The sequence below is a fragment of the Pseudomonas sp. JE3303 genome (assembly GCF_056312565.1).
Genome location: NZ_JBWGIF010000013.1, coordinates 69,899 through 84,831 on the forward strand (window position 1 = coordinate 69,899; position 14,933 = coordinate 84,831).

The following is a 14,933-nucleotide window of genomic DNA, read 5'->3' on the forward strand; positions in this document are numbered from 1 at the left end:
CTCCCAGAACATATGCTCACATATAGAGCACGGGAGAGCTTTACCCCAAATAAGGTTACATTATGACTCAGAAATATAGCATACAACAGAACAGTCACTTCACCACTCGCCATCATCGCCGGGCCACACCACAACGCCAGAGCGATAGCGCATATGTGCCACCGGTAACCGTGAATACTGAGTTCAACCAAGTGATTTCAACGACCGTGTATAGCACGGAAGTAGCACTGCTAGCTGGTAAAACGCACTCTCAGGTCATGTCGGAAATTTACGCAGCACTAAAAAGCCTTAATCTCTGCCCAAGTAAATTCCTGACTGAATCTACCGACAGCACGGGTACGGTAGTACCTTGTTTTAAACTGCGTCACTGCGACCCTGACATCATGATCTCGGGGTCCAATATGGTGCAATCCATCCTTGAGCAGTTTGTATTCGACCACCAAGAGCAGTTACGTGAGCTTTACGAAAAGCTCAACGAGAACGCTGACAAGGTTGAATTTTATGACACCATCCAGGATACAAACGACGTATTCAACCTTGGCGTCATTGCCAAGACGCTGGATACTGGGAAAACACGGCTTCTTCGTTACCTTCGCAAGCACGGAGTGCTGACAGCAGGTGGTTACAAGCAGAACCTCCCATATCAGGAACACTTGGACCGCGGGCGCTTTAAAGTAGAGTGGGGTTTTTATGAGGATTCCGATGGCAATCGTAACCCCAAGCCAATTCCACTTGTAACTGGAAAGGGACTGATCTGGCTTAAAAAGTTTATCGATAAGCATGGTCGTATTGGACTATAAATAACCAAGCACTGAACTCACAGCCGTCCTTTGCTGCACAGATAGCTTTGACTCAACTGAGCGCTAGAATAGAAGTGACATTCTGCCTGGGCGACTTCATGAACCGACCTGGAAGACATACGCTTCAGGGGTGACTCGTATCTGAACAAGCCACCCTTAGCACTTTAACTCGCGCACTGTATAGCAGTCCCTTAGGTAGCAATCTGATTACTAGCACCTGAACAGCATCACTGCAGCAACCACGCTGAAGCCACAATAAATCGATGTGACACCGACCAAGCCCAGTAAATATTTAAACCGAGCCACGGACACTCATCACTTTAAGAAACCAAAATGAACACTGAAAACATGATTACCCAACCGCAAAAACTTCTAACCATTTACCCTTCGAAGAACGTTCTCATCAAGAAACTAACATACGCTCAATACGTTGTTCCAATAACCGGACCGATTGGAGAAATCGACGAATACGACGAGCTAACCCAAATTCTCGCTAACGCCACAGAAAACGATGAAGTCTACATTCAGCTATCTTCATCAGGCGGCAGCCTTGAGGCCTGTGACTATCTCTGCCGCCGCATGGATGAATGTACCGCGCACATTGTTGTGGAGATCGGCCTGACTTGTGTTGGAGTCGCTTGCGCCATCCCGTTCCATGCCGATGACTGGGTGATACGTGATAGCAGCACTATGATCATTAGCCCACTCTCATACAGCCCTGGGTACGGTAAAGAGTCTGATGTTCGTGAGCATGCAAAGTACATGAAGAATGTGCATGAGAAATGGGTTGAAAGAACCTTCGAAGGGGTTCTCTCAGAAGATGAAAAATATGATTTGCTAGAAAATGGGAAACACTTGGATTTCTACGCCGATGACTTGCAAGCATGCTTGGATGTCTACCATGAGCAGCGTAATAAACGCAAACTCAACGAGCGACCCACCCCATAGACATCCAGCGACACTATAAACAAGTTAAAGATACCTAGCCCTATAGATCGCCGGATAACAAAGCATAATAAGCATAGATCGATAAGAAAGATCAACGACCGGCCCACGCTTCAGAATTTTAACTTGAAAACTTTTAAGTCCACTGAGAAATTCGGGGGTTATCAGCCCCACCAAATACGACGAAGACTCCTATGACACCTAGAGACTTAACATATATAACAGCGCCAAGATACAAAAACTGCAAACAGGCATTACCGATAGAGCACTGAATTTGTCACACCGCGAAACAGCACGAAAAAGAGTAGCAGAAGCACGTACAGCACTAGAGGGATGTCATGTCTACGACAAGATCACAGGGGAACATTACGGTGAATATACAACTTCTGCCTACACCCCCGAACCTATCGTGTACACAAAGGCAATCCAAAAAAGTTCACGAGAGCGCTGCAACATCGAAGATGATGGATCTATAGCACCCATTGACGTAACGCCACCTCAATCGAAGCACCCACCCAGGTTCATCGAGTTACCTCCAGCGGGTCAAGTTAGCAAATCAAACAAGCAGCCAACTCTCGGACGAAAACCGCAAGTCACATGCAATCCTTTGGCGGCAGTGCTATACACTTTGAAAATAGAACAACACCCAACACCTTGGCTAGATGACATCGCATTCGGGGCAATACACACAGGGCCAGGCGTGATTAACGGGAAGCTAAGCGTCTCTCTCGAAGACGTAATGCGAGTGCTTCGACTACCTATAATCTCAACAGCAGCTGCAGCAGAGAAATTGCTAAACCACGACCGGAATCCTATGTGCACCCGACAAATAGAGCGAGTTGTCGAAGCAAGTAGAATAGCGTTACGAGGTATTGCTCTATATCTTGAGCGGCATCCAGCGATCATTCAATCCTTGGATATGTCTGTGGAATTCAACAAGCTATGGGGAGCGAATGATGAGCATTCCGAACCGGCTAATAACACAGAGCACCCTATGAAACAAGCGGCGTTAATAATGATCAGATCCAAGACTCCAAAAAAGACCATTGCGAAGCAGCTGGGAATATCCAAAAACACGGTCAAAAAATGGTATGGCGAGGTTGACCTTGAGCCTGGCATAGGGGGTCAACCAGCACCAATTAACGACAGATAATATAAGAAAGTGGCTACCTACCACGCACACACGTATCAGAATAAACAATCTCTATTAAGCAGGGGAAGAGGGGGGCACAACCCCTTCCCCACTCTTGGTCTTGCTTTTAACTTCACAGGCATCAGTGCAGCATAACGCAGTAACGGTACGTTACATCTAAACCTACAGCTCAGCCTAAGCAGGTCGGGGGCTTTCGCCTCTACCCCCGCTTCTATAGCTACCATGCCGCAAGGCATTCTAAAAAATACTAAATATGCAGGGCGGTGTGGTGCATTACCACCCCCTACCTGACTGAAAATAGAAGGAGTATCACTCCGTGACGAAGCGTTAGCACATTACTTGGACAGTTAAGGCTCATAGCACTGTTGCTCCGCCTCGCTTTAATCAATGTGGCGAGCACTGCTGGATGGCGGTCAGTGCACAGATGAGCAGATACACAGGACGCCGTTCTGGTGAACCTCGTGAACGCTGCAAGAAGGCCCGCAAGGATCATCCAGTCAGCTCACGCTCATACCCGTTCTTCGGGCTTCATCATCTGAAGAACGACAGGGTTAATGGTGCATACAAGTGGACCGCCCGGTTCGATGCTCACATCTACCAATTCGATCCAGCTGCCATCGACAAGGTAAGTGAGCTCCTTAGAGAGCTTACGTAGGGTTATGTCGCACTCATGGGCGATGGCTGCCTGTGTAACCCGTACTGTTCCGCCTTCGCCCACGTTCGACCACAGGGCAAGCATGACTGCCCCAGCAGAGCGATCAGAAAGCACCAGCCTGAGCATGTGCGTCATTGCTTCAGGCTTGAAGTACACCGCGCCTTGGGGAGCAGAGGAATTTGAGGCTAGCTCGGTCATCGATGGGATCCTTGGGCACCCTAGGAAGGTAGTTCCTTCGACGGATGTCACGATTAGTGTGTTCACGATTAGATCACATCCCCGGACCATTGGGGAATGCCTGCACCCCCACCTTCCCCTGCGCTTCAACACCAGTTCGGCACCCGTGTTAGGGAGCTGCGTGTGGCTATGGGCATGAGCCAAGAAGCCTTTGCTGATCGTTGCGGCTTTGCCAGGACCTACATGTCAAGGATCGAGACGGGCGGGGCCAACCCATCAATCAACGCCATCAAGGTGCTGGCCGACGCTTTAGGCGTCAGCATTGCCGCTCTGTTTGAAGGGATGTGAACTGTCCGATTCACCAAGAACCGCCCCTCGTGCGACTTGCCGCGATTTCTATCCACATCAGTGAGCGTCCGGGTACGACCCATAGCTGCCTTTCGCGGAAGACAGCTAAACTCACTGGGACGCTCTAACGTGGCATTGGTATTTGGGATAGGAAGCTTATTGGAGACTCGGGGCGAAGGCCTTCGTCACCGAAATCAAACCGCCAATACCCCACATCATGCCAAGCACCGAGCTTGAATCCGACCTGCGGAAACGTACCGATGTGCTGGAAGCCGAATCGCTCGTGCAGCCCGACACTGCCTTCATTCGGCAAGGCAATGCGGGCATACGCCGAGCGATATCCCAGACGCCTCAGAACCGGCAGCAGCACGTCATAGAGTTGGCGAGCAATCCCGCTGCGGCGTTGCCCTTCAGCGACATACACCGTCACATCCACCGCCCACCGGTACGCCGCACGCGCGCGGTGCTGACTGGCGTAGGCATAGCCGACTACTCGTCCTTCTCGCACAGCCACCAGATACGGGTAGGTTTGCAGCGTCGTGGAGATCCGCTCACGCATTTGCTCCACGCTCGGCACTGCCTCTTCGAATGAGATAGCCGTGTTGAGCACGATGGGCGCGTAGATGATCTGGATCTCTTCTGCATCCTCTGGTCTGGCGACACGAATCTCGATTCCGCTATGCATCCGGCTGCTCCAAGCTGTTCATGTATTCCACTACTTCGTTTACGGTGCTGCGCGCGGTACGGGTGACGCCGATCAGCGTCGCCGAGGCCAGGCCGGTCCAGTCGCCATATCCGACCAGCCAGAGGCGCGGCTCGCGAATAGAGCGCGACCCGTCAACCTCGACCTTACCGCTGTCATCCAGCACGTCCAAGTCCCGCAAGTGATCCAGAGCCGGCCGGAAACCGGTACACCAGATCACCGCATCGACCTGGGTTTTCTCACCATTGGGCCAGACGACCCCGTCAGGCGTGAATGAGACAAAAGGCCTTACAGACCGCAGGGCTCCTCGCTCGCGGGCCCGGACCACCGGGGGCACCATGACGATATCGCCAAGCCCGCCGACCGGTGCGTTGATAACACGGCCCTCCTGTTGAGCCTTGAGGCGCTCGGTAGCCCGTTCGAACAGCACCCGGCCATCGACGTCATCAGGCAGAAACGCCGGCTCCTCCGAGGTTACCCACGTTGCGTCGGCGACCTCGGACAGCTCCGCATAGATTTGCGCCCCCGAGTTGCCACCACCAACGACCAGCACGCGCTTTCCTTGGAAAGCCTCTGGTGACTGGTAATGGGCAGAGTGAATCTGCTGCCCCTGGAACAGCTCTATTCCCGGATAGGCCGGAACATAGGGCTTGCTCCAGGTCCCCGTCGCGCTGATGACGGCACGGGCTTCCCAGTCGCGGTCCTTAGAGCGCACACGAAGGCCACGCCCGGTTCGCTCCACCGCCGTGACGCTGACGGGGCGAACGATAGGAAACCCATAGCGTGCCTCGTACTGCTCCAGATAGCTGACCACGTGATCCCTATCGGGATTACCTTCGGTGACTGGCGGCATCGGCCAGCCCGCGATCGAGCCCCAAGCGGAGGGCGAGAACAGCGTCAGCGAGTCCCAGCCATGGCGCCAGGCCCCGCCCGCTGCCTCTTCGGCGTCGAGCAGCAGGCACGACAGCTTGGCCCGTTTGATAAAATAAGCCACCGTCAGCGCGGACTGCCCGCCGCCAATTACGATGACATCGAGTAGTTCGCCTTCGGTGGCCATGGTTTCTCCTGTCTGGCTGGAGCGCTCAGTCTTCGCCGAACTGGTTGATGTAGTTGATGTGCGCAGGCTTCTGAATCGCCCGAGGGCGAAGCTCCTGCACCCAGGCGATCGCCTCGCGGCGCGGCATTCCGGATTCGATCAGCAGACGGGCAGCGAACAGCCCGGTGCGGCCGGAGCCGCCCTTGCAGTGGATTGCCAGGGCCTTGTTGGAAGCGAGCAAAGCGTCCAACTGGTGGCGAATCTCTCCCAGCCGAGCCTCGAAGTTTTGATCAGGAGCCTGATCATCCTCGATCGGCAGCTGGAACCACTCCAACCCATGCTGCTTGGCCGCGATGCCAAGCTGGGCAACTCCGTTTTCCTGAAGCTCTGCGTCCGACATCAGCGTAACAAGCGCTACGGCACCGGCCTGCTTGAGCGTATCCAGGCTTTCAGCGAGAGCGCTGGTCTGGGTGCCCGGACAAGGCGTAAAACCCGTACACCCGGAGCATGGGGCAAGGATTTCAATGAGTAAGGATGCGACATGCTCATGACCTCAAATAGACCGAATATTGACTCTCTTGGATAGTTCTTCCGCCGACTCTTTGCGTTCGGAGTAGCGGTCTACCAAGTAATCCTGGCGATCACGCAGCAGCAGCGTGAACTTGGTCAGTTCCTCCATTACGTCGACCAGTCGATCGTAGAAAGACGACGGTTTCATGCGTCCGGCTTCATCGAACTCCAGGAAGGCTTTTGGCACCGACGACTGGTTCGGGATGGTAAACATACGCATCCAGCGGCCAAGCACGCGCAGTTGGTTCACCACGTTAAAAGACTGCGAGCCTCCACACACCTGCATCACCGCGAGGGTCTTGCCCTGGGTTGGGCGAACGGCGCCTATGGCCAGCGGTACCCAATCGATCTGCGCTTTGAAGACAGCACTCATTGAGCCGTGACGCTCGGGGGAGCACCACACTTGGCCCTCGGACCATTGCATCAGCTCGCGGAGTTCCAGCACCTTCTCGTGGGAGTCCGGAGCGTCATCCGGCAGCGGCAGGCCGGAAGGGTCGAAGATACGGGTTTCAGCGCCGAACTCTTCCAGCAGGCGCGCAGCTTCCTGGACCATCAAGCGGCTGAATGAGCGTTCGCGGGTCGATCCGTACAGCAACAGGATGCGCGGTTTGTGTGTGGAAAGATCCTTCGGCGCCAGCCGCTCCAGCGACGGCAGATCAATCAGTTCTGGTTGGACATTTGGCAGGTGGTCGTTCATTTCTGTCTCCATTGATCCAGGGCCTACAGCGCGCCGATTCGGGCAAGTTCGGCTTTCAGTTCGTCCTGGCTCAGTTGCGAGAAAGGCAGCGCAATGAAGGCGCGCACGCGCTCATCGATCTTCGCAAGTGTGGTCTGGAAGGCTTCTTCGATTTCTGTCTCACTCCCGGTGACCGCTGAAGGATCGGCCAGGCCCCAGTGGGCTTTGAGCGATGGACCGAAGAAGATCGGGCAGGCTTCGCCGGCAGCGCGGTCGCACACGGTGACAACGATGTCGGGAGGAGAACTCTCGAAGGCATCCGAGGCTTTGCTTGAAAGACCAGCGGTGGGGATACCGGCGGCTTCCAATGTTTTTAGTGCCCGCTCATTGACCTTGCCGCTTGGGAAGCTGCCAGAACTCACAGCTTCCATACCCTCGGGGGCCAGGTGATTGAACAGCGCCTCGGACAGGATGCTACGGCAGCTGTTGTGGGTGCACATGAACAAGACTTTCATCAGGTATCTCCGGTTCAAAAGCTCAGGCGGATGGCCAATGCGGCCAAGGTGGCAAGCAGGATCGGCAGCGTCAGGACGATGCCGGTGCGGAAGTAGTAACCCCAAGTGATGACGATGTTCTTGCGGGCCAGCACGTGCAGCCACAGCAAAGTGGCCAGGCTGCCGATGGGGGTGATTTTCGGACCGAGGTCACAACCGATGACGTTGGCGTAGACCATGGCCTCGCGCACGATGCCGTTGGCCTCGGCGGAATGGATCGACAAGGCCCCTACCAGCACAGTGGGCATGTTGTTCATGACCGACGACAGGCCAGCGGCGAGCAGCCCCGTCCCGAGGGAGGCGCCCCAGATCCCGTAGCCGGCGAAGACATTTAGGATCTGCGTCAGGTAGTCGGTGAGGCCGGCGTTACGCAGGCCATAGACCACGAGGTACATGCCAAGCGAGAACACCACGACCTGCCAAGGCGCGTCCTTGAGCACCTTGCGGGTTGAAATCACGTGCCCACGCGCGGCGATCAGGTAGAGGATCAGCGCACAGGCAGCAGCGATGGCGCTGATCGGAACGCCCAGCGGCTCGATGGCGAAGAAGCCGACCAGCAACAGCGCAAGCACCCACCAGCCGGCAACGAACGTCGCCTTGTCGCGGATAGCGGCCTCGGGAGCCTTCAGTTGGTCGAGTTCATAGGTACGCGGCAGGTCCTTGCGGAAGAACCACAGCAGCATTCCCAGGGTGGCGGCGATGCTAACCAGGTTCACCGGCACCATGACCGAGGCGTACTCGCTGAAACCGATGCCGAAGTAGTCGGCGGAAACGATGTTCACCAGGTTGGAAACCACCAGCGGCAAGCTCGCGGTATCGGCGATGAAGCCAGCCGCCATGACGAATGCCAGCGTCGCCGCCGGGGAGAAGCGCAGGGCCAGCAGCATGGCGATGACGATCGGGGTCAGGATCAGTGCCGCACCGTCGTTAGCGAATAGAGCCGAGACGGCGGCGCCCAACAGGATGATGAAGGCGAACAGCTTGCGGCTGCTGCCATTGCCCCAGCGGGCCACGTGCAATGCCGCCCACTCGAAGAACCCCGCCTCATCCAGCAGCAGGCTGATGATGATGACGGCGATGAAAGTGGCGGTAGCGTTCCAGACGATCTGCCAGACCACGGGGATATCGGACACGCTCACGACGCCCGCCAGCAGCGCCACGACGGCCCCCAGTGCGGCGCTCCAGCCCACGCCCAGGCCTTTGGGCTGCCAGATGACGAGAACGATCGTCACCAGGAAAATCAAAAATGCGATCAGCATGACTACAACTCAATCAGCGAAGGGAAGTCTCAAGCACAAGCAACAGGGCTCTGCGGCCGCTCGCCCATTTCGGCAAGGCGCAATGCATCAGAGCTCAACCATTCCTGGTTGGCATCGACCACACCCTTCAGCATCGCGTCCACCCACTGCGGCAGTTCGGGGTGCAGTCGGTAGTACACCCATTGACCCTTGCGGCGATCCATCAGGATTCCAGCCTCGCGCAACTGGGCAAGATGCCGGGATATCTTTGGCTGGCTCAGCTCCAGCGCGTGGGTAAGTTCGCAGACACAGAGTTCGCCTTCACGGGCGATCAGCAGGGTCATCCGGGCCCGGGTGTCATCAGCCAGGCATTTGAAAACGATGGGGGGAGTCAGTGTTTCCCGCATGTGACCTCCTGGGGAATGCGTGTAGGGCCAATATCTGGAAATCCGAATATATGCCGATTCAGATATGCGGTAAAGCAGATATTTATAACCGCCTCGCCTTACGGGACGTCATAAAACTGGAAAAAGTCCGCGCTATGGGACCTATACTGGCCGTCGATACCATCCCCAGAGTCCCCAATGAACCAGTCTGATATCTCTGTCCGATTGCTTGGTACCGATCAAATCCAAGGCATGGCTGCGCATCTGACTGCAGCGGGCTTGCCGACCCAAGACCTTTTGCAGCCCGACCGAATGTTCTATTCCTTTCACCGGGGAGAAACGGAGCTGGGATACGGGGGCATTGAAGGAAGTGGCCGGACTCGTCTGATTCGCTCACTGGTTGTCGTACCGGCCCAGCGAAAGTCAGGGATCGGTACCCTGCTGCTCAGAGCACTTGAACGAATAGCGGAAGCTGACGGAGCCCAGAGCCTTCATCTGCTGACCACTACAGCACCCGACTTCTTCGAGGCTCGGGGATATGAGCACAGAGACCGATCCCAAGCCCCAAAGGCAATTCCAATTCGGAGGAGTTCAACAGCCTCTGCCCGACGTCTGCGGTCTACATGGTGAAGGAGCTTGGCGACATCAACTCGGTGTCACCACAGGTAACTCGCCTCCACGGACGCCAGTGAGTTCATTCTCAGGGGTCCCAGGAACGAGTCCTGCGCCCCCCGAAAGATGTCGAACTGAATCGACCTCGTTTTCGTAGACACCTCGAACGGCTGCAAAGGGTCGATTGCGGCTACCCGCTGTTCGCCCTTGGTTTAACTAATGCGTATCTAATCTTCGCCTGCCCCTGCTAGCGACCCTGTCACCAGCTAACTCAATCGGTAGCCCAGAAATACTGGGATTGACCAACGCAGGACTAAGCTAGAGTCCCTTCCCAGCACATTAACCACTCAAATATTAAGTCATTAGCAAAATGCGAGCGTTCGCCGGTGCGATAACCATGGAGAGCGCGCTAGGCAAAGAGACTAGGTAGTCGCCGTGCTGACACCACCATCAATGAAAACGCAAACATCGACTTAACATTTCATAGACGGTCGTCAGCAATATGTTAAGATGAGCTCATTCTGGATGACGGAGCGAGGAAGCGATGAAAGTAGTGGCCTACGCAAGGATGAGTACAGACGACCAGTGTTTATCAGTAGGTGGCCAGTTCGCTGCCATCAAGATCGCAGCGGAGACGCACGGATGGGAGATTGTTGCCCACTTCACTGATGAAGGTGTATCGGGCTCCATCGACCCTCAAGATCGCTCCCAGTGTCGTCTCGCCCTCGCCATGGCTAAAGGACTGAACTGTCCAGTTGTCGTGCATCGCATCGACCGTCTCACTCGGGATCACGCCCACTTCGTAACCTTGCAGAAGAAATACACGTTCATTGAGGCAGAGGATGTACATAGCAGCGGCCTGCTGCGAAACATTAAGTCGCTACTGGCCGAGGAAGAACTGCTGAAGATCCGTGCCCGCACGAAGGCCGGATTGGCCGAATTGAAGAAACTCGCTACCGATGGTGATACCGAAGCCCTGGAGAAGATCGCCCGCCGTGATGCAGGTCGTGCGAAGGCTTGGGCTGTGGGGAATGATGCCGCTGTAAGGGCCAAGAAGGCGAATGCAGACAACAGGGCTGACGCCATCGCTCACCATATCAAGGCGTGCTTGTACGATGGCTGCATGTCGTTTGCCGCTATCGCTCAGTGCCTTAACGCCAAGGGCGTGACAACGGCTCGTGGAAGTGCTTTCCAGCCGATGACTGTCTCTCGCCTGATGACCCGCCTGGAACTGTCCTTCAGTACCACCGGCTGATAGCGCTTCCAGGCCCTACGAAGCGATTACAGCGCCAATAAGAGGGACGGTGGCCCCTACCCCACGATATTCTGTTATGTGGCTCGCAGAGAGGCAGGTCAAGAGCACAGGGCATTAAGCACCGCCTTACATTTGACCGGATTTGGCCTATCGCCCTATGGCCTCGCCGATATTCCGCCTCACGAAAGCTACTAGTCTTCTACCCTGAGCAAGGTGCAGAAAGTAAAAATCTGGCACCCGGCCTTGGAAAATTCCTGTGCAACCCTCTTCACTGATTACGCCCGTTAGAGACTGATGTTGCTGCCAACTAGCAATGGTCCTGTAAGCTGTCTATACAGAGCGCCACCGACCACGTAAGGGAACCCGTGACATGGATAACAAGGCCGCTGTAACTGCTGATGCTATCGAGACGCTGTTGATGAACCAGACAGCCCTGAGAGCCGCAATCGAGGAAGTCAGTACCTGGATTCGGCAACGAGGCTCTGTGAACGTTCACGATAATGCAATGATTGCTCTTCAGGCACTTGACGTAAACTCCGCTGCGATCACTTCAGCGATAGAACGTCTACGTGCATAGCGACCATCAGAGATGGCTAACACCCATATTAACCTTGTTGGTGGTTCAGGTGAGCAATCTTATCAGCTGGCGTTTATTTGAAGCCTACCCCCAGATTCACACAGAAATATCACAAGACTGACGAGGAATTAATAGCATCTACCTCAGCGAGAGATGTCATTTCCAATCATACCAAGGAGAACAATTTTTCAACTTGATGCCGATGTGATGCACCCCGCGATTATGGTTCTCAGAAAATATTCTTCCCTTATCATCCTCGGAGGTTTCGTCACCAAAAACTAGCCCTACCAACGAATCTTCATAGCTTAAGTATAACGGGTCAGCAGCTTCAGAGAAGGCAACCAGACGCCACTCATTCTCATCCTTCCAATCCAACATCTTCTCAAAAAATAATTTCTGATAGTGGGTATGTAAGTGGCGAAGGAAGTAATCCTCACGCCCTACAAACTCAAGAACATCCACGCTAATCGTATACTGCTGTTCTATGAATAGATCACGAGCAATGCTTCGATCAATGTAATTAACCGGACCAAACAAGACCGCGTACTTACTAGCAAGCTGTGAGGCAATCTGACGCTGGAGCCTTTCACGATCAAAAACCAAGCACACTCCTCGATGATTATCCCCGTACTGAGCCCACATTCGAGGCTTGCAAAAACCCCTCTTGAAAATATCGTTTATATGGTTACCAGATAGCCGCCCAGAATCTCTCGACAGACACGCCATCAACGTTTTACTCTTGAATTCTCCAGATAACCAGCTGGAGTACTCATCCCGATTATATTTAACAAGATCCCGACCTTCATTGGTGCCGAAATCGAACAGCCAACCCTTCCGCTCTTTAGGGTCATTAGTTGTGACATAAGAGCTAAGCCTGAGCGTTCGCTCCTTGAGTATATAATCGATAGCTTTCTGAGCTGAAGTATAGTGATACAGATATTTATTATGATCAGTAACATCAAAAATCATAGACTGTCCAACCCGACCTCAACATGATCACCCACGAGCCATTCACGGCGCCTTCCTAGACGGCACGGTATATAGCTGAGATTTACCTACAGTACGGGGGAACTTCAGCACATCCTTTATATAGTGCTTCATCGCCAAGCAGAGCTCATCAGGCGCCCTAGGATCGAGCATTACAGTTTCTATGAGCTTAAACCCATCTACAGGCACCTCGATTCCGGTCACTGCCGGGTGCTGATCGCGCATTGCCTTAGCGCTAAAGAAGATCGCTCTCACCTCTTCCTCATGCTTGAACGCGGATCGTTTTACGCACAGTAGGTCAGCAGCCTGGGCAGGACTGGCAAAATCAGTATCAGCCATCATAGCTTCAATATCAGAAACTTCTTTTTTATAAGCAACAGGACCAAGATATCTAACTTTCTGGAGCCTACGCTTAAACCCGCCGCCCTTTGACGTATGCCCCTTCATGGCACTTTCTAACTTCCGCTCCGTCGTTCTGAGTCGAACTCCAAGATAATCGGGAGAATAAATTCTCCACATAGCATCTGACCGACTGGCTGTAGACCAACACTGAGCAAATACTGCATGATCATAGCTATGCTTTATGTGTGTCTCATAGGGGTCATCCCATCGAGAAGGATGAGAGAAATAAAGCTTCCCTTTCAAAGCCGCTACAGCATGATCAAACTTCATGATCCTATACAGATAGCGATTGCGACTCTCCAACTCGACACCTCTACTTACATCTTGACGACGACAACTTGCAAGGTAACTTCCTCGATATCAATCAAGCCATCGAAGCGACAGACACTCTACTCGTACAGAGATATAGTCGCCTTCAGCTGCTCTGCAAACCCATAGATATCATCCACCGACGCAATTGGATGGCGCGTCTCATTCTTCTCACCATCAAAAATACCTATATACTTTTGACTACGATTAAAGTGAAGTCGGCAAATCGGCTTACGATTATTGTCATCAAGCAATATGCCAAAGTAGCTTTGGGTATCTCGCTGTACTATTCGCTTAGCATCTACAACTGCCCGCACGATTGCCTTTACTATATGGAAACCTTCTAACTCTTCAAGAGTTGTCTGGATTCGATCTTCAGCATCATCACCAACCGGCGCGCTTGTTGATTTATCCTGAACGGCCATCATTGCATAAGAAGGCTCTACAGCCCCACTCATCGCTGACTTCAACCGATCGTTTATCTGATCACCTAGGAACTGGATTGCCGCCTTCCTAGTCAAGGTCGTGAACTGCTCACGGACCTTCTGAGTGATGATTCCATCGTAAACCCGAGTAGCGAAAAACTTGACGAAGTCATCGCTTGGTTGGCTGAACTGCGAGGCCATCTCTTTCTTGATTTGTCCTACGTACTTCAGCTCACCAGCAGCACTGATGATGGAATCAACATCGAACGCGGACTTGGTCAGCTTCTGAAGCTCAGGCAGTGCATGCTCATCCAGATCAAGCAGGTCCAGCTCCAGGAACGGCTTTTCATCCATCTTGTTCGGGGCATCAAGGTCCGTGAAGAACCTGTAAACCTGCCCGTTGGTAAGAATCGAGATACGTGCAGTGGTGACGTGGAAGTACCTGAAGAGCTGGCTAGCATGGTTGATGTGCAGCGGCTCACCAATCTTCTTGCACTCAATCAGGATCTGGATTTCGCCATTCTTCATGATGGCGTAGTCGATCTTCTCGCCCTTTTTTGTGCCAACGTCGCAAATGTACTCTGGCGTTACCTCAGAGGGATCGAAGACATCGTAGCCCAGGACCGAGTTAATGAAGGGCATGACAAAGGCGATCTTGGTCGCCTCTTCCGTTTGGATAGCAGGACCCTGTTGGCGGATTTTGGCTGATAACGCGTTCAGTCGCTCTACGAATTCCATCTCTAGCTCCTCGGTCAGATGCCACATCCTAGTAGTACTGCTGCCATGCTGGCAATTACCAATCATTACGAGGTTAATAGCTCAGATCAACAGAAACGTATAGGTACGTCGATCCTGAAGGCGGCATGACAAGCAAAGGTCGTTGGAGAGAAGGCTAGCCAAGGCTTGAAAGCTCGTCATGATGCACGACTCAGGTGCACCTAAACGCCGTCAAACTTCTAAATCTTGAGAGATAAAAGTTTCTTAAAATTAAGTACTTACGTAATGTAGGCAGTCCCGCCAGCCACACCACTGAGGGGCTTGTGTCGGATACCCTAGCGATGTCCAACGAAGTGGCACAGCTACAAGCCCTCAGGACTGCCCTGCTTTGACACTGGCACCAATAGG

16 protein-coding genes are annotated in these 14,933 nt (G+C 53.5%); 5 read left to right on the forward strand and 11 right to left on the reverse strand.

Features of this window, described 5'->3' with window-relative positions:
- The first annotated feature begins 62 nt into the window (after positions 1-62).
- Together AC0ZZU_RS18655 and AC0ZZU_RS18660 are read left to right on the forward strand one after the other, a co-directional pair.
- Complete coding sequence (locus AC0ZZU_RS18655; RefSeq protein WP_476342665.1) at positions 63-800, forward strand: phage antirepressor KilAC domain-containing protein; 738 nt, start codon at positions 63-65, stop codon at positions 798-800.
- A 333-nt stretch (positions 801-1,133) separates the two neighbouring features.
- A complete protein-coding gene (locus AC0ZZU_RS18660; RefSeq protein ID WP_476342667.1) occupies positions 1,134-1,748 on the forward strand; it encodes an ATP-dependent Clp protease proteolytic subunit in 615 nt (204 codons plus the stop codon).
- Positions 1,749-3,406: 1,658 nt separating this feature from the next.
- Here the strand turns inward: AC0ZZU_RS18660 and AC0ZZU_RS18665 are convergent.
- Positions 3,407-3,751: a hypothetical protein gene (locus tag AC0ZZU_RS18665; RefSeq protein ID WP_476342669.1), complete on the reverse strand. Its 345-nt coding sequence runs from the start codon at positions 3,749-3,751 to the stop codon at positions 3,407-3,409.
- 96 nt (positions 3,752-3,847) lie between these two features.
- On the opposite strand from AC0ZZU_RS18665, the gene AC0ZZU_RS18670 reads away from it, so the two are divergent.
- Positions 3,848-4,078 (forward strand): helix-turn-helix domain-containing protein, encoded by a 231-nt coding sequence (locus AC0ZZU_RS18670; protein WP_084212844.1) that lies wholly within the window; start codon positions 3,848-3,850, stop codon positions 4,076-4,078.
- A gap of 124 nt (positions 4,079-4,202) precedes the next feature.
- On the opposite strand, the gene AC0ZZU_RS18675 is transcribed toward AC0ZZU_RS18670, so the two are convergent.
- Genes AC0ZZU_RS18675 through AC0ZZU_RS18705 form a run of 7 tightly spaced genes read right to left on the reverse strand, consistent with a single transcriptional unit; the run spans position 4,203 to position 9,262 of the window.
- Positions 4,203-4,763, reverse strand: coding sequence for an arsinothricin resistance N-acetyltransferase ArsN1 family B (locus AC0ZZU_RS18675; protein WP_476342671.1), 561 nt, complete (start codon positions 4,761-4,763; stop codon positions 4,203-4,205).
- A complete protein-coding gene (locus AC0ZZU_RS18680; RefSeq protein WP_476342672.1) occupies positions 4,756-5,838 on the reverse strand; it encodes an ArsO family NAD(P)H-dependent flavin-containing monooxygenase in 1,083 nt (360 codons plus the stop codon). Before AC0ZZU_RS18680 ends, AC0ZZU_RS18675 begins: the two co-directional genes overlap by 8 nt.
- A 25-nt stretch (positions 5,839-5,863) precedes the next feature.
- Positions 5,864-6,343, reverse strand: a complete 480-nt coding sequence (locus tag AC0ZZU_RS18685; protein WP_476342836.1) for a cyclin-dependent kinase inhibitor 3 family protein — start codon at positions 6,341-6,343, stop codon at positions 5,864-5,866.
- 27 nt (positions 6,344-6,370) lie between these two features.
- A complete protein-coding gene (arsH, locus tag AC0ZZU_RS18690) occupies positions 6,371-7,084 on the reverse strand; it encodes an arsenical resistance protein ArsH (RefSeq protein WP_476342673.1) in 714 nt (237 codons plus the stop codon).
- Between the two features lie 23 nt (positions 7,085-7,107).
- Positions 7,108-7,578: an arsenate reductase ArsC gene (locus AC0ZZU_RS18695; protein ID WP_027917259.1), complete on the reverse strand. Its 471-nt coding sequence runs from the start codon at positions 7,576-7,578 to the stop codon at positions 7,108-7,110.
- Positions 7,579-7,592: 14 nt separating this feature from the next.
- Positions 7,593-8,876 (reverse strand): arsenic transporter, encoded by a 1,284-nt coding sequence (locus AC0ZZU_RS18700; RefSeq protein WP_476342675.1) that lies wholly within the window; start codon positions 8,874-8,876, stop codon positions 7,593-7,595.
- Between the two features lie 29 nt (positions 8,877-8,905).
- Complete coding sequence (locus AC0ZZU_RS18705) at positions 8,906-9,262, reverse strand: metalloregulator ArsR/SmtB family transcription factor (RefSeq protein ID WP_105642017.1); 357 nt, start codon at positions 9,260-9,262, stop codon at positions 8,906-8,908.
- Between the two features lie 231 nt (positions 9,263-9,493).
- Here AC0ZZU_RS18705 and AC0ZZU_RS18710 point away from each other — a divergent pair, with 231 nt between their 5' ends.
- Together AC0ZZU_RS18710 and AC0ZZU_RS18715 are read left to right on the forward strand one after the other, a co-directional pair.
- Positions 9,494-9,871, forward strand: a complete 378-nt coding sequence (locus AC0ZZU_RS18710; RefSeq protein WP_476342838.1) for a GNAT family N-acetyltransferase — start codon at positions 9,494-9,496, stop codon at positions 9,869-9,871.
- A 526-nt stretch (positions 9,872-10,397) separates the two neighbouring features.
- Positions 10,398-11,108 (forward strand): recombinase family protein, encoded by a 711-nt coding sequence (locus tag AC0ZZU_RS18715; RefSeq protein ID WP_476342677.1) that lies wholly within the window; start codon positions 10,398-10,400, stop codon positions 11,106-11,108.
- Positions 11,109-11,841: 733 nt separating this feature from the next.
- On the opposite strand, the gene AC0ZZU_RS18720 is transcribed toward AC0ZZU_RS18715, so the two are convergent.
- From AC0ZZU_RS18720 to AC0ZZU_RS18730, 3 genes are all read right to left on the reverse strand, one after another.
- A complete protein-coding gene (locus AC0ZZU_RS18720) occupies positions 11,842-12,654 on the reverse strand; it encodes a DUF2971 domain-containing protein (RefSeq protein WP_476342678.1) in 813 nt (270 codons plus the stop codon).
- 42 nt (positions 12,655-12,696) lie between these two features.
- The gene (locus AC0ZZU_RS18725) at positions 12,697-13,344 is read right to left on the reverse strand and encodes a DUF2971 domain-containing protein (protein ID WP_476342680.1); all 648 of its coding nucleotides are present in this window, start codon (positions 13,342-13,344) and stop codon (positions 12,697-12,699) included.
- A gap of 119 nt (positions 13,345-13,463) precedes the next feature.
- Positions 13,464-14,546 carry a type I restriction endonuclease gene (locus AC0ZZU_RS18730; RefSeq protein ID WP_476342682.1) on the reverse strand — a complete coding sequence of 361 codons (1,083 nt, stop codon included), beginning with the start codon at positions 14,544-14,546 and terminating at the stop codon, positions 13,464-13,466.
- Positions 14,547-14,933 lie beyond the last annotated feature (387 nt).

Coding starts and splice junctions, on each gene's coding strand:
- AC0ZZU_RS18655 (WP_476342665.1), top strand. CDS start 63: ATGACTCAGAAATATAGCATACAACAGAACAGTCACTTCACCACTCGC.
- AC0ZZU_RS18660 (WP_476342667.1), top strand. CDS start 1,134: ATGAACACTGAAAACATGATTACCCAACCGCAAAAACTTCTAACCATT.
- AC0ZZU_RS18665 (WP_476342669.1), bottom strand. CDS start 3,751: ATGACCGAGCTAGCCTCAAATTCCTCTGCTCCCCAAGGCGCGGTGTAC.
- AC0ZZU_RS18670 (WP_084212844.1), top strand. CDS start 3,848: ATGCCTGCACCCCCACCTTCCCCTGCGCTTCAACACCAGTTCGGCACC.
- AC0ZZU_RS18675 (WP_476342671.1), bottom strand. CDS start 4,763: ATGCATAGCGGAATCGAGATTCGTGTCGCCAGACCAGAGGATGCAGAA.
- AC0ZZU_RS18680 (WP_476342672.1), bottom strand. CDS start 5,838: ATGGCCACCGAAGGCGAACTACTCGATGTCATCGTAATTGGCGGCGGG.
- arsH (WP_476342673.1), bottom strand. CDS start 7,084: ATGAACGACCACCTGCCAAATGTCCAACCAGAACTGATTGATCTGCCG.
- AC0ZZU_RS18695 (WP_027917259.1), bottom strand. CDS start 7,578: ATGAAAGTCTTGTTCATGTGCACCCACAACAGCTGCCGTAGCATCCTG.
- AC0ZZU_RS18700 (WP_476342675.1), bottom strand. CDS start 8,876: ATGCTGATCGCATTTTTGATTTTCCTGGTGACGATCGTTCTCGTCATC.
- AC0ZZU_RS18705 (WP_105642017.1), bottom strand. CDS start 9,262: ATGCGGGAAACACTGACTCCCCCCATCGTTTTCAAATGCCTGGCTGAT.
- AC0ZZU_RS18710 (WP_476342838.1), top strand. CDS start 9,494: ATGGCTGCGCATCTGACTGCAGCGGGCTTGCCGACCCAAGACCTTTTG.
- AC0ZZU_RS18715 (WP_476342677.1), top strand. CDS start 10,398: ATGAAAGTAGTGGCCTACGCAAGGATGAGTACAGACGACCAGTGTTTA.
- AC0ZZU_RS18720 (WP_476342678.1), bottom strand. CDS start 12,654: ATGATTTTTGATGTTACTGATCATAATAAATATCTGTATCACTATACT.
- AC0ZZU_RS18725 (WP_476342680.1), bottom strand. CDS start 13,344: ATGAAGTTTGATCATGCTGTAGCGGCTTTGAAAGGGAAGCTTTATTTC.
- AC0ZZU_RS18730 (WP_476342682.1), bottom strand. CDS start 14,546: ATGGAATTCGTAGAGCGACTGAACGCGTTATCAGCCAAAATCCGCCAA.